This is a genomic window from Christensenella massiliensis, assembly GCF_040409835.1.
Classification (GTDB): Bacteria; Bacillota; Clostridia; order Christensenellales; family Christensenellaceae; genus Christensenella; species Christensenella massiliensis.
This window is the reverse complement of the sequence record NZ_CP117826.1, coordinates 198,149-212,039: the sequence shown is the minus strand read 5'-3', so window position 1 is coordinate 212,039 and position 13,891 is coordinate 198,149. Positions and strand designations below refer to the sequence as shown.

Genomic DNA, 13,891 nt, shown 5'->3' with positions numbered 1-13,891 from the left:
CAACATTCTCATTACAAAGCCATGCTTAGTAAGGAGCGTCCTCCGTGATACCATTGTCTGTCAGGTACTGTTCAACATTCGTGCGGTCAACAACCGTCGTCGGGATGATCGTCGTCTGCTCAACTTCTTCACCCTTGATCAGCTTGTCAGCAATCTTAACAGCTTCCGACATCATGTACGGAGCATAGGTCTGAGAAGAAACCCAGATGTCCGGGAAATCATCAAACATGTCGAAGTAGGTCTTCGCGCCACCACCACCGGTGATAACTTTGATGTCCGTGCGGCCCGCTTCTTTGATAGCCTGCAGGATACCCTGGGACATTTCATCGTCTGTGGAGTAAATCGCATCAATTTCCGGGTTTGCCGTCAAAACGTCCGTCATAACTGTCAGGACTGTTTCCGGAGCGCCGTTATCGGAAGCCCACTCACCGAGGATATTGAGTTCCGGATGCTCAGCAGCAACTTCTTTAAAGCCATCTGCACGTTCCGTGAAAATCGCACCATAGGACGGAATGTTCATGATAACAACATTTCCGCCTTCCGGCCCAAGTTTCTCAACGATGTATTCGCCGCCTGCAACGCCCATGCCGTGGTTGTCACCAGCTACATAATAGTCAGGCTCAACATCGCCCAGCGTACGGTCAAAGTCGATCAGCGTGATGCCGGCATCTTTGATCTTCTGAGCTGCAACAGCCAGTTCATCATTTACCGGGAGAAGTACGATATACTCGCAGCCCATCTGAATGAACTCATCGATCTTGTTCGCCTGATCGTTTACGTTAGCGGACGCAGCCAGAACATAGTTGAGACCGAGCTCTTCAGCCGTAGTCTTAGCAGACCACTGAGCCGCAGCAACCCAACCTGTCGGGTCGTTCGGGCAAGAGATACCTACCAACGGAGCGTCACCGTCTGCTGCCGGTTCGGACGCTTCAGTCGATGCTTCTGCAGATGCTTCCGTGGATGCTTCCGTGGATGCTTCAGCAGAAGGAGTTTCAGCCGGAGCTGCGCAGCCTGCAAACATAGCAACTACAAGTGCGATGCAGACTACAAGAATCAAAGACTTTTTCATTTTTGTTTCCTCCTACTTAGTCTTAATATCTCAAACGGGTGACCCCATTTTGAGCTTTGCCAAAGCGGACATAAAATCACACTTTCCACCCCACCTCTTATTTTACCTCAAAACGTCCTTAGGGGCGTATTTTTTATGTCCTTTTTTTCTGGTTGAAAATGTGTAGTTTATTTGCCACGCTTTCCTGTGGTACGGTTGTATTATACTTCACAACATTTAAATTTTCAACCACTATTTTATATTTATTATCAAATTTTTGTTATTTGTTTTCTTTTTGACGATTATTTGTTATCCCTTTATTATTATATGGTAATATTTATTTTCGGTTTATCTAACCACTTTATACCATAATTTCTCTCCTCCGTGAGTCTTATGTATCATACAGAATTTCATACAGTTTGTCAATCGTTATTTCATTTTGTTCATAAAAATGTTAATTCAGCCTATAGTTTTCATAGTAAAACAAAAACCGTTCTCCTGATATCAAATCAAATAGAACGGTTTGGTGCCGAAGACCGGGATCGAACCGGTACGGTGTTTGACCACCGCAGGATTTTAAGTCCTGTGCGTCTGCCAGTTCCGCCACTTCGGCATAAAGCAAACATAAACTAACCTTAAATAGTTTAACACAAGATATGCGCCTGCACAATAAGGTCAGTCATATTTCTTTCCGTTCTTTTTTAAAATTATCCATACTCCGCAGCAATAAACTGCGGAGTATGGAATAAATATTCTTTTCAGATAACCGATCAGGTATGATTCTGTGTCAGCTTGCCTTTTTCTTTTCGCACGTTTACGAGAACGTCCGTATAATATTTATTGTACGTGCAGCAGCCGATGCGCTCCTGACGTATCAAAAGCTCAAGACAGTTATCGCACAGCGTGCAGAAATGAATGTCTTTCTCATTACCATCTGCCAGCTTCTTAGGCAGCAACGGATCCGCAAAGGACTGACGTCCAAGACCGATCATATCCACGATACCTCTCTCGATGTTCTTGGCTCCTGCTTTGAACATCGTATTGTCCTGCGGGTCGATCATCTGCAGATTTTTGTTTCCTTTTCCCCATACGGAATAATTCGAGCCAATCAACACGGTCTCCGGTTTCAGCACTTTCTTGAATTCCTTTTGCCAATACGGATGCAGATAGGCAATATACGGATAGTTCTTTTCCGCCTGCGTAAGTGTAACCGTGATGGACGGGCTTCCGGCCGACTGAACGATATACTGCGCACCGCGTTCCTCAAGCCCCTTGATCAAATCGAGCGGCTCAGTCAGATCCATGATCGGCGAATCCGGGCCTTCCGTACCAAAGCCGCCCGGGAAGCCTTCCCATGCGGAAATCTTAGAGCCAATCAGGAAGTTCTTATCATTGACTTCTTTCGATATCCTCTCATAGAGATCAAATGCAAAACGTCTTCTGTTTTCCCAGCTTCCGCCGTATTTCCATTTGCGGCTGTTAAACGGCCGCAGGATCTGGGAACCAAGATAGCCGTGGCACAGCTTCATATCGATACCATCAGCGCCTACATCGTGTGCGATCTTTGCAGCCAATACGAAATCGTCGATGATCTTATCTACTTCTTCCTCAGAAAGAAGGTCTCCGCCATAGCTGTAAGACGGCATCACCGTTACTCTCCGCGAGAACTTCGGGTTGCTCAACTCTCCGGAATGCGTCAACTGAAATACGATGAGCGGGTCTTTGTTGACTTCTTTCATCTTTTTCATGAAATTTGTCAGGGCCGGCACGTTCTTCTCCATGATCATCAGCTGATTCAGTCTGGAACGGCTTTCCTGCGTAATAGAAATCGCCTCGAGGTCAATGAGGCCCCAACCACCCTTATACAGATTTTCGTATCTTTGATAGGTAAGGTCTGTTGGATTGCCGTCCGCATCTGCGTCCGTGCATTCCATAGCCTGCACAAAGAACCTGTTCTTACATTCCCTTGTACCGATCTTGATCGGGTCAAGCAGGGTTTCCTTATAACTCATTTCAGTATCCTCCTAAATTTTTTTATTCTCAGTTCATTAACTACTTATTTCTCGCAGGGATTGTTGAATATCTTATCCCGTCTGCCCTCATACGGCGCCTTGATGATCAGCGGCTTCAGGAACGCCGATACTTTCTCGACTCCGTCCCCTACGCTCATCGTCACATCTTCATGCTCATAACTCAATACATAATCATACCCTACCAGCGACAGCTCCGTGATCACTTTCTTCCACGGTACGCTCCCCCAGCCCGGTATCCGGAACCGGAACGTCCTGTCTATCCTCTGCCAGTCTCCCTGCATCAGGATCCCGCCATACTGGATGTTGTGCTCCACGATCTCTCCGTCCTTCGCATGTACGTGGAAGATCCTGTCCCCAAGCTCGTCCACGAAGTTCTCGATCCGCAGCCCCAGATAGATCAGGTTCGCCGGGTCCATGTTGAACCCCAGGCACGGATGTCCGTCTACCAGCTCGATCGCTCTCTTCGCCGTGTGGATATCATAGATAAAGTTGTTCGGATGCGGCTCTACTGCGAACTTCACCCCATATTCCTTGAACTTATCCAGTATCGGCGTGAAGTATTTTACAAAATCGCGCTCCATCATCTCCCAGCCCTGCGGGCACGGAAACGGGAAATATCTTCCCCAGTTCGTTACTCCCGTGAATCCGTTCACCACCGGCACTCCAAGCGCATTCGCCGCCTGCGCCGTCTTCAGCAGGCTCTCTGTTCCATATTTGATCTTTTCTTCCTTCGTGCCTTTATACAGCCCGTCCGTGTCTTCTCCCCACGGCCCCAATATCAGCAGCGAATCCGCATGGTTCGACAGCGCCGAGATCGTGATCCCATAGCCCGACAGCATCTTCTTCAGCTTTTCCGCATTGTTCCCCTTCAGGATCTCGTCGCAGTCGAACTGCCCGTTCCCTATATACGCCGGGATCTCCATCATCTCATACCCATGCTCACACATGATCTTCGCTACTTCTTCCAAGCTCAGGTGCGCATAGTTTGCCGCAAAGAATCCTAACTTCATCTCGTTACCTCCGTATTCTTTATATTTATTAAAAATTTACTTTTTTTCTTCGCAATCAAAGATATCCATGATCACATTATCAGATTGAAGCATTTCCTGATAACGTGGCTCCAGTTTTCTATCCGTGATCAAAACGTCGCATGCGTCGATGCCGGTAAGCTTCACCGGCCCGTTCTTTTCAAATTTCGTATGGTCGACTACGCAAAACGTTTTCTGACTTACCTGCATCATATTCTTTTTAAAGGCGGCTTCATTCATGCTGCAGTCTGAAAGCCCGTATTCAAGCGATATCCCATAGCAGGAAATAAAGGCTTTGGACGGGATGAACTCGGTATGCATATAGTCTGCGATCGAGCCGGTAAGATACATTTTTTCCTTGTGCAAAACGCCGCCGCTGCTGATCACCGTCACCTGATTTTCAAGTGTAGCCGCTAAATGTAATACATCTACCGAATTTGTAAGCAGAGTCACATTCGCATCCTGTTGAATAAAACGAATCAGATTCAGCAAGGTCGTACTGTTGTCTACAAAAATCGTATCTCCCTCTTCAATAAATTCCGCTGCCTTTTTGCATAGCTTTATTTTTTCCTTATAATGCTGCTTTACCCGCAAAGAATGCAGTGTATCTGCTTCTTTCTTTTCGGCGAGTACTGCTCCGCCATGCGTTCGCTGCAGGACTCCCTGCATCTCAAGCTCTTTCAGGTCCCTGCGAATCGTTTCAGGCACAACTCTCAGCATCTGCGCAAGCTCGCTTACTTCTGCCTGTCCCTTTGCTTCCAAAAGACCGACTATCTTGCTTTTGCGCTCAACTGCCAGCATTGTTGCACCTCCTATCTCTCAAATATTCCTATCCATTGTTGTTTGGAATTGTTGATTTTGGTTTGTTTTTGTTTGTTTAATGCTATGATACAACAAAAAACCACATTCGTCAACCTTTATTTTTGAAATATTTCTATAATATTTTCCCTATTAATATAGAAGCAAAAAAACAGCGGAAATATCTGCTATACTTCCGCTGTTTATTCTTTGTTACAAAGCATTTTCCTGCTTTACCGGCAGCCTTATTTATCCAACGTTTGCATGAGCCGCATGAATCATGGCATCTATATTCTCTTCCGGCGTGATCGGCGGAAGATCGCAGCCCGGCATCATGACATATCCTCCCTGCAGGCCCCCTTCTTCCGCAAGCTTCAGACAGATATCATAGATTTCCTCCGGAGTTTTTTCGTTCATAACAGATACGGTTCCCATATTTCCAAAAATCGCAAAATCTTTATTTGCAAGCATCATTGCCGTTTTGATATCGACAGAGTCCAACGAAAATCCATCGATCCCGCACCCTCTCAGCGGCTTGATCCGTTCTTGTGTATTCCCGCATATATGGAGCAGCTTTATTGCGGCTTCATCCCCTATCAGCCCGGTAAGCTTCCTGATAGAGGGGAGCGAATATTTCCCGAACATTTCCGGACTGATCAAATCTCCCGATGAAGAAGGATCGCCAATAAAAATAGTATCCGCACCAGCCTGCAAAAAGATATGGAAAAATTCATAGCACACACGGACTGAAAAATCCAACAGTGGCCAAACAGCGATTTCATCACTATACAGCTCCATCATAAAATCTGTAATACCAATCAACTACGACGCAAGTGTAAACGGTCCTATATAATTGATCGCAATACAGCGTTCCTTGCCAAAAATTTTAACGATCTCCTCTGTTTGGCACAGCATCGCCTGAATGCCGGTATCTTCCAACAATCGCTCTGAAATTTTCACCCGATCAAATCGTTCAACATCGTTTATGCTTTTGATGAGCGGCTCTAAAACCTCCGGGCATCTTCCTTGTGTATCACCTCCCAAGGCACGGATCGCTAAATTATAGCATGCCGGTGCAGGCCAGACGATATCTGTCTGGAAGCGGTCATAATATTCACAAATCAACTCCGCTCCCCAATCTTCCATGGCGAACAGTTCCCCATAGGAAATTCCTTTCTGATAAACGAGCCACGCACCGCCGTCTATAAAAGCTACCGGTGTTCTCGGCACCTTTTGAAAATGAACTGCACGCGTTATGACTTCCTTTCCCGTCATGCCGCTTCTCCTCTCATTCCATTATAAAATCATCCGCGAAAACCATTTAGAAATTACCTTTATATTAGAGCTGCTTTTCAGCCATGTCAATCAAAAAACAATTTATATCACAATATTGTCTTATTTATATCATTATATAGCTCTTTTTCTGTTGTTTATATTTTTTCTGCTGTCTATATTGGTCCTATCAATATAATAATGATTGCCGTATTCGTTTCAGCCAAAAGCAATTTGCGCAGCCAAAGCACACAGCATGTCGCCGTTACGATTCTGTGATATGGAACTTCTTCCGCGCTCATGCCTCAAGGCTTTCACTTATGAGGTTCCGCAGACACGAAACACACAGGGGAAAGCCTATATGGTTTCTCATGCTTCGATTTTTGTAAATAAAAAACGGAGCAAGCGTGATTGCTTGCTCTGGCATGGAATACCCTACCAAATCTGAACGCATCACTTATACCAAAATGCGCCGAAGGCACGCACCCGCAAAAAAGCCGGTAGGCACGCAAGGAAAAAAGCCGAGTAAGGGACGATCGAATGTTTTTTCTCTGGGAGCGCAGTTTGCTGCAACGTTGTAGAGATGAGGGGAGTCCCGCCTAAAGACGAACCGAAATTGCTTCGCAATTTGATTCTCCTCCCGTTTTCGTCAAAATAAAATTACCGCGCTGACGCGCGGCAATTTCATTTTGGGTACACCTGCCAAATATGAACTCCAACTTGCAACAAGCGCGCCGCAGGCGCATACCCGCAAGAAAGTGGTAGCGACAGCGAACCGTCGCGAGGGCGTTTACAACCGAGCAGGTGAGCCAAGCGGGCTTTCTTGCGGAAGAGGAGGAGCAAGGGAGCGGGCGAATGTTTTTCTTTGAAAAAGAAAAACGGAGCAAAGCGGACTCTGCTCCGACGTGGCGAAGTCTTACGAAATTGATATTTGTTTTCGGGATATAAAAAATTCGCAAACCACTTACGCTTATCGAATATGATCTAAACTATTGATTTCGAAACCGAGAAAAGTTGGTAGCACAGCGGAGGCGTTATGTCCGCGTTTACAAGGGCATAGCCGCAGCAAGCGTGACTTTTCTCGGAAAAGGAGCATCAGCGGCATAAGACAATGACCCCATCGCTTTTGCGATGGGGTCATGTCAAGGTCGCTTGATGCGACGTGGAGGCGCCACCCAGATTTGAACTGGGGGTGAGGGCTTTGCAGGCCCCTGCCTTACCACTTGGCTATGGCGCCATATGGAGCGGAAGACGAGATTCGAACTCGCGACATTCGCCTTGGCAAGGCGACGCTCTACCACTGAGCCACTCCCGCGTCTGTTCCCTCCTAAACACAGAGGTTTAAAAGGGATTCTATGGCGACCTGGAAGAGACTCGAACTCTCGACCTCTAGCGTGACAGGCTAGCGTTCTAACCAACTGAACTACCAGGCCATAAAAACTGAATGGTGGGAGTAACAGGGCTCGAACCTGTGACCCTCTGCTTGTAAGGCAGATGCTCTCCCAGCTGAGCTATACTCCCACACATCACATGCGCTAACTCAACAGCGCGTTTATTATTTTATTATAAATGAACCTTTATGTCAAGTTCTTTTATTAAGTTTTTAGAAATTTCTTTTCTCAAAACAAATCTCATTCTTCCTCAGGCTCTTCTTCATAATAAAGCTGTTGGAAAATTTCCCATAACTCGTCAAGCTCTGCCTCCGTCTCGATCGGCAAATAGACGTCTCCATCCTCATCTTCCTTGATGCGCATGATCAAAACTTCTCCTACATCAAACTCTTCCATTTTCTCAATAGGCGTGAATGCAACATAAAATTCATCATCCACTTCAAAAGTAAGCAGATGCTCAAATTTCAGTACATTTCCCTCTTCGTCCTGCATTTCGATCAAGTCCATCTCTTCTTCTTTCATTTCTTCCTCCTCATAAACTATCCATATATCCCTGCAGGATATAGATGGCAGCAATCTTATCTACGACCGCTTTACGCTTCTTCCGGCTCATATCCGCTTCAAGAAGCGTTTTATGCGCGCTTTTCGTCGTTAATCTTTCGTCCCAGTAAACGAGCCTGCGGCCACTGGCTTCTTTCAGCTTTTCCGCAAACTCCTGCACTTTTTCAGCCTGCTCACCCAGCGTTCCATTCATATTTTTGGGCAGACCCACAACGAGTGTATCGACCCCATATTTATCCATCATATCGCAAAAATATTCGATATCTGCTTTTTCATCCACCCGCTTATAGGTTTCAACGCCCTGCGCCGTGATCATCAAAAGGTCGGAAAGCGCCACGCCAATGCGTACATCGCCCACATCCAAACCAAGTACTCTTCCCACGCTTTGCTCCTTTACGTACAAAAAATCACGCCTGAACGTGAAAGAATCAGGCGTGATTTAGTTGTCCTACATCTGCTTGATATAGTAACTCACTAATTCTTCAAGCAATTCATCGCGATCTACACTCGCAATCAAAGACCGCGCATTTTTATATCCCGTTACGTAAGTCGGGTCTCCTGAAACGATATAACCGATCAGTTGATTGACCGGATCATACCCTTTCTCGCGCATCGCCTCACTGACGATCCTAATAATACCGCGAACAGGGTTTTCCAGCTCTTTATCAAAGTTGAACTGCATCGTCTTATCAAAATCTGACATTGACCCGCCTCCCTCACTTCAAACTGCCTGTCTTCATTATACAACAGACTGTATCAGAAGTAAATCGCTATTTGTTCTGCATAAGCACTTTATGAAGCGCTGCTTTCAGCGCATCTTCCGCCAAAAGCGAACAATGCACTTTTTCAGCCGGCATTCCGCCAAGCTCGTCTACGATGTCGTTTTTCGTGATTTTCAACGCCTCTTCGATCGTCTTTCCTTTGACCATATCGGTCAATACGCTCGAACTGGCGATTGCCGCAGCGCAGCCGTATGTCTGAAACGAAATATCCTTAATGATATCACCATCCATTTTGAGATAAACCGTCGTCGTATCTCCGCAGGTCGGGCTGCCTGCCTCTCCCACGATATCCGCATCTTCCATAACGCCTACGTTATGAGGTTCCTGAAAATGTTTGATCAATTTGTCTGTATACATATTTTTCTCCTTTTCTTTAAGCGTGCATCTGCTGATAAAGCGGCGAAATCTTCCGCAACCGTTCAGCAAGCTGCACAAGCTGATTTACTGTATAGTCGATCTGTTCCTTGGTCGTCGTGTCTCCCATCGTGAACCGCAGTGCGCCCTTAGCGATTTCCGGCGGGATCCCCATCGCAAGCAATACATGCGAGGAAGCCAGCGAACCGCTCGCACACGCCGAACCGCTCGAGCATTCGATCCCCGCAAGATCAAGGCTCAGAAGCGATGCCTCCGCCTCAATAAACTCCAAAGAGATGTTTACATTATTGCAGAGTCTTTTTTCAGGATGACCGTTCAGCTTTGTATAGGGGATCCTTGTCATGATTTCATGGATCATATAATCCCTCAGCTCCGTCAGCCTGCTCTGCGTTTCGTGCAGCGAGGCCGTCGCCATAGACAGCGCCTTTGCAAGTCCTATGATCTCGGGAACGTTTTCCGTACCTGCACGCCGTTTGCGTTCCTGTGCCCCGCCGTGCATGAACCGTTCGATCTTTACACCATTCCTAATATACAGCATCCCGATCCCCTTCGGGCCGTAAAACTTATGTGCCGAAATCGACAGCAGGTCTATATTATCCGCTGCTACATCTAAGGGCAGATGTCCTGCCGCCTGTACCGCGTCCGTATGGAACAACACCCCCGCCTCTCGGGTCACTTTTCCGATTTCTGCAATCGGATTGATCGTACCTACTTCATTGTTTGCATATACGACCGACACAAGGACCGTATCGTCTCGTATCGCATTTTTCACCTGCTCTGCTGTTACCATGCCATATTCATCCACTGGCAGGAAAGTGACGTCATAGCCTTGCTTTTTCAGATACTCCGCCGTGTCAATGACTGCATGGTGCTCGACCGCCGTGGTGATCAAATGCTTTCCTTTGGCCTTATTTGCCTCCATAACACCTTTTAAGGCCCAATTGTCGCTTTCCGTTCCACAAGCCGTAAAATAAATCTCGTTGCTATATTTTGCGCCAATACATTTTGCGACTTCTTCCCGCGCGCGGTCAATTGCATTCTTTGCATATCTCCCGCTTTCATACAGGCTGGATGGGTTGCCGAAATGCTTTTTATAATAAGGCATCATAGACTCCAGCACTTCATCTTTCACGTAGGTCGTTGCTGCATAATCCAAATAAATTCTGTCCATAGCAATACCTTCTTTGTTCAAAATTTTCATCCGGTTAATTTATAAACCGGTCACTTTTTTCTTAAACATTTTTTGTATCAAGGCTGATAAACGAACCCATAGCGCCCGTATTCCCTTTGTCTCTTCGATGAGAAAAAAACAGTTTCTCATGCGTATAAGTACAAAGATCCGCGCAGGTTATATTTTCAGGCAAAGCGCCTCTGCCTGCGAGCTGAGATAAAATTGCATACTGCAGATCCACGTGCAGCTTCTTCTCTGTTACAGATACCGCATCTCTTCCAAACTTTTCATAAAAGGGCTGCGCTACATCCTCCTGTACTTCAAACTGTTCTTTCATGATATGGGGGCCGATCCCAATCAAAAGATTTTCCGGCTTCGTTCCATAGCTGCACAAAAACGTTTCCACGACCTTTGCGGGCAATTCTCCAAAAACGCCCCGCCAGCCTGCATGGCTCACACATGCAATTCTCTGCTTCTTGTCGGCAAAAAAAACAGGAACACAATCCGCATGCAGGGTCACCGCCGTAATACCCTCTTCATCGATGATCATCGCATCGCAAGGAGGAAGGTCGCTCTCCCGTGCGATCCCCTTTCCCGCATCTGCCGCAGTTGCCCGATAAATTCCATCCCCATGTGCATAATTGACCAATGCAAGGGATTCATACGGCACCTCCAACGCGCCGCATACCCGTCTATAGTTCTCCTCTTTATTTTGCGGAGAATTTTCCCTCGTTCTGCTGAGATTCAACGACGCATAGCAACCGCTGCTGACACCGCCGACACGCGTTGTATAGCAATGCTTTGAAATGCCTGCTTCAAGAAAAGAAGGAATCTCTAAAAAAGAAATTCCATTTTTTTGGCGCAATAAAAAACCATGTTTTATTTTTGACTGAAACGTCTCCATTATTTCTCCGTTAAAAGTTTATTGAGTTCTTCTTTAAAAGTGTTGATATCCTTAAACTGGCGGTACACAGATGCAAAACGCACATAAGCGACTTCATCCAGCTTTCGGAGTCCGTTCATAACGAGCTCGCCCACTTCATGAGAAGTGATTTCCTGAGTGGGCGCATTATATACTGAACGTTCTATTTCATTGATCAGCTCTTCAATATCCTGAAAGGAAACCTCTCGCTTTTCGCAGGCTTTTATGATGCCTTTCTTAATTTTTTCAATATCAAAGATTTCGCGTTTCCCATCCTTTTTGATCACAAAAACCGGGAGACTCTCTACTTTTTCGTACGTCGTAAAGCGCTTTCCGCATTTCAGGCACTCCCTGCGTCTGCGAATAGAAGTCCCATCGTCTACCGGCCGCGAATCGACCACTTTACTTTCGGGAAAATCGCAATAGATACATTTCACTTGTTTTTCCTCCGCAGCGACAGATTTCTCTTTGATTCAGTATATCATATTTTGCGCAGGAATACACAATATTTCACTTATCGCACATCTTTTTCCATCATCTTTTTTAATAAAGCTGTAAATTTTCTTTCTGCCTTGCTGACACATGATTGGGATATCCCCATTTCTTCCGCCACTTCTTTTTGAGAGCTTTCTTTTCCGCTTCCCAAGCCAAAACGTTTCCAGACGATCTCTTTTTGACGTGCCGGGAGTTTACTGGCTGCTTTTTTCAACGCTTCATGGTTTTCCTTTTTTTCAACTGCTTCCCACACGAGGTCCCTTGTATCTGCGTATAGTTCTTTTTCCCAATTATCCAGCAAGATTTCTTTTCTATTATTTTTTCTCAGATACATCAATATTTCGTTTCGAATACACCGCGCCGCATAAGTGGAGAACTTGACGTTTTTGTCCTCCCTAAAATAACCAGCCGCTTTGAGCAGACCTATGCTTCCGACGGAAATCAGGTCTTCAAATTCCGCTCCGCTGCCTGTATATTTTTTTGCCTCCCATACGACCAACGGGAGGTGCTCTTCGACCAGCAATCTTTCTTCCTCGGTTTTCTCCCCGGAAGCCTTATCTGTCTGAAAAAAGCTTATTTTCTTTTTTTCGGTTCCATACATAGCGAAAGTCCACCTTTGTTATATCGTAACACTCCGGAGCTGTCGCATTTTGTCGCTTTATGTAGGTTTTAATGAAATTATTTAATGAAATTTCATTTTTTATACTATTATAAAAAAGAAAGACCCTTTTCTTTTAGAAAAAGGTCTTTTATTCCAGCTTTCTCACAGATACAGCCGATTAATAATCTGTACGATTTCTCCTTGGTTTTTTCTTAAGGAAAGAGGGTATCTCAAGGTCTTCATCACCAAACGGTTCCAAAGCTTCCTGCCCTTTCGCCCCCATTTCCTTCAATTCCGGCATAGCCGGCGAAGAAGTATTGAGGGTCGCTTTTTCGCGGTCACGATGCGGGATCGGCGGTTCGAGGTTAAGAGAGACTTCATCAGTAAACTCTATCTTCTCTTCAACTTTCTGCTTCTGCACCTTAGGCATACCTGCCGTTTCCGGGGCGTCAAAGCCAGTGGCTATTACTGTAATACGCACCTCGTCGTCCAAAGACGGGTCGATGCATACACCAAAGAATACATCCGCTTCCGGGTCCGCCCCCTCCTGAATAATTTTTGCCGCTTCCTGAATCTCATACATACCGAGCGACGGATCTCCCGTTACATTGAAGATGATTCCGCGCGCACCTTCGATCGTCGTATCGAGCAGCGGACTGTTGATCGCCTGCTTTGCGGCCTCAACCGTTTTATTTTCTCCGTAACCGATACCGATTCCCATATGCGCAACGCCGCGCAGCGTCATAACCTTTTTGACATCCGCAAAGTCAAGATTGATAAGGGCGGGCTTGCCAATCAAATCAATGATGCCCTGTATTCCCTGCCTCAGGACATCGTCCGCTACACGAAACGCATCAACGAGAGGCGTATCCTTACCTACCGTACTGAGCAGCTTATCGTTTGGGATCGTTACGATCGTATCGACGACTGATTTCAAATCTTCAAATCCAGCTTCTGCCGCTTTCGCGCGGGGATGCCCTTCAAACCAGAACGGTTTCGTAACAAACCCGATCGTAAGGCAGCCGTCCTCCTTTGCGATCTCTGCGATCACGGGTGCGGCTCCGGTTCCTGTACCGCCGCCGAGGCCGCAGGAAACAAACACAAGGTCGGCCCCTTTGACCGCCTGCTCCAGTTCGTCCCGGCTCTCTTCTGCCGCTTTTCGCCCCGTAGACGGGTCTGCCCCAGAACCGAGCCCCTTCGTCAGCTTCTCGCCGATCTGTATCTTCTGATCGGCTTTCGAAAGAAAGAGGGCCTGCTTGTCCGTATTGACGGCAATCAATTCCGCTCCTTTGACTCCAAATTCTATCATTCTGTTGACGGCATTATTTCCTGCGCCGCCAACACCGAAAACGCGAATTTTTGCAAAATTTTCGCTGTTATTATCAAATTCAAGTGACATTTGTTTTCCTCCTTG

General features: G+C 46.3%; 15 protein-coding genes and 5 tRNA genes. All 20 read right to left on the bottom strand.

Annotation, left to right across the window (positions count from 1 at the left end; genetic code table 11):
* Nucleotides 1–25 precede the first annotated feature (25 nt).
* The gene (locus PUP29_RS01075; protein ID WP_079547653.1) at nt 26–1,069 is read right to left on the bottom strand and encodes a substrate-binding domain-containing protein; all 1,044 of its coding nucleotides are present in this window, start codon (nt 1,067–1,069) and stop codon (nt 26–28) included.
* A 503-nt stretch (nt 1,070–1,572) separates the two neighbouring features.
* Nucleotides 1,573–1,661 (bottom strand) — tRNA-Leu (locus PUP29_RS01070).
* Between the two features lie 157 nt (nt 1,662–1,818).
* Complete coding sequence (locus PUP29_RS01065; protein WP_079547654.1) at nt 1,819–3,060, bottom strand: 2,4-dienoyl-CoA reductase; 1,242 nt, start codon at nt 3,058–3,060, stop codon at nt 1,819–1,821.
* Between the two features lie 44 nt (nt 3,061–3,104).
* Nucleotides 3,105–4,091 carry a sugar phosphate isomerase/epimerase family protein gene (locus tag PUP29_RS01060; protein WP_079547643.1) on the bottom strand — a complete coding sequence of 329 codons (987 nt, stop codon included), beginning with the start codon at nt 4,089–4,091 and terminating at the stop codon, nt 3,105–3,107.
* 36 nt (nt 4,092–4,127) lie between these two features.
* The gene (locus PUP29_RS01055; RefSeq protein ID WP_079547655.1) at nt 4,128–4,910 is read right to left on the bottom strand and encodes a DeoR/GlpR family DNA-binding transcription regulator; all 783 of its coding nucleotides are present in this window, start codon (nt 4,908–4,910) and stop codon (nt 4,128–4,130) included.
* A 246-nt stretch (nt 4,911–5,156) separates the two neighbouring features.
* Nucleotides 5,157–5,729, bottom strand: a complete 573-nt coding sequence (locus PUP29_RS01050) for a uroporphyrinogen decarboxylase family protein (RefSeq protein ID WP_353423592.1) — start codon at nt 5,727–5,729, stop codon at nt 5,157–5,159.
* Entirely contained in the window at nt 5,730–6,182 is a 453-nt protein-coding gene (locus PUP29_RS01045; protein ID WP_353423591.1) for a hypothetical protein, read from the bottom strand.
* Between the two features lie 1,160 nt (nt 6,183–7,342).
* Nucleotides 7,343–7,416 (bottom strand) — tRNA-Cys (locus tag PUP29_RS01040).
* Nucleotides 7,417–7,419: 3 nt separating this feature from the next.
* A tRNA-Gly gene (locus PUP29_RS01035) sits at nt 7,420–7,494 on the bottom strand.
* 41 nt (nt 7,495–7,535) lie between these two features.
* Nucleotides 7,536–7,612, bottom strand: a tRNA-Asp gene (locus tag PUP29_RS01030).
* 12 nt (nt 7,613–7,624) lie between these two features.
* Nucleotides 7,625–7,700 (bottom strand) — tRNA-Val (locus tag PUP29_RS01025).
* A gap of 110 nt (nt 7,701–7,810) precedes the next feature.
* Complete coding sequence (locus PUP29_RS01020) at nt 7,811–8,092, bottom strand: DUF1292 domain-containing protein (RefSeq protein WP_079547657.1); 282 nt, start codon at nt 8,090–8,092, stop codon at nt 7,811–7,813.
* Between the two features lie 10 nt (nt 8,093–8,102).
* Complete coding sequence (gene ruvX / locus PUP29_RS01015) at nt 8,103–8,513, bottom strand: Holliday junction resolvase RuvX (RefSeq protein ID WP_079547894.1); 411 nt, start codon at nt 8,511–8,513, stop codon at nt 8,103–8,105.
* A 66-nt stretch (nt 8,514–8,579) separates the two neighbouring features.
* Complete coding sequence (locus tag PUP29_RS01010; RefSeq protein WP_066521288.1) at nt 8,580–8,834, bottom strand: IreB family regulatory phosphoprotein; 255 nt, start codon at nt 8,832–8,834, stop codon at nt 8,580–8,582.
* Nucleotides 8,835–8,901: 67 nt separating this feature from the next.
* On the bottom strand, nt 8,902–9,270 hold the full coding sequence (locus PUP29_RS01005) for an iron-sulfur cluster assembly scaffold protein (RefSeq protein ID WP_079547658.1): 369 nt from the start codon (nt 9,268–9,270) through the stop codon (nt 8,902–8,904).
* 16 nt (nt 9,271–9,286) lie between these two features.
* Entirely contained in the window at nt 9,287–10,459 is a 1,173-nt protein-coding gene (nifS, locus tag PUP29_RS01000) for a cysteine desulfurase NifS (RefSeq protein ID WP_079547659.1), read from the bottom strand.
* Between the two features lie 61 nt (nt 10,460–10,520).
* The gene (gene pgeF / locus PUP29_RS00995; protein ID WP_079547660.1) at nt 10,521–11,363 is read right to left on the bottom strand and encodes a peptidoglycan editing factor PgeF; all 843 of its coding nucleotides are present in this window, start codon (nt 11,361–11,363) and stop codon (nt 10,521–10,523) included.
* Nucleotides 11,363–11,818 carry a transcriptional regulator NrdR gene (nrdR, locus tag PUP29_RS00990; protein WP_079547661.1) on the bottom strand — a complete coding sequence of 152 codons (456 nt, stop codon included), beginning with the start codon at nt 11,816–11,818 and terminating at the stop codon, nt 11,363–11,365. The genes pgeF and nrdR overlap by 1 nt, the downstream gene beginning before the upstream one ends.
* Before the next feature lie 77 nt (nt 11,819–11,895).
* Nucleotides 11,896–12,477, bottom strand: a complete 582-nt coding sequence (locus tag PUP29_RS00985) for a sigma-70 family RNA polymerase sigma factor (protein ID WP_079547662.1) — start codon at nt 12,475–12,477, stop codon at nt 11,896–11,898.
* A 178-nt stretch (nt 12,478–12,655) separates the two neighbouring features.
* Nucleotides 12,656–13,876, bottom strand: a complete 1,221-nt coding sequence (ftsZ, locus tag PUP29_RS00980; protein WP_079547663.1) for a cell division protein FtsZ — start codon at nt 13,874–13,876, stop codon at nt 12,656–12,658.
* Nucleotides 13,877–13,891 lie beyond the last annotated feature (15 nt).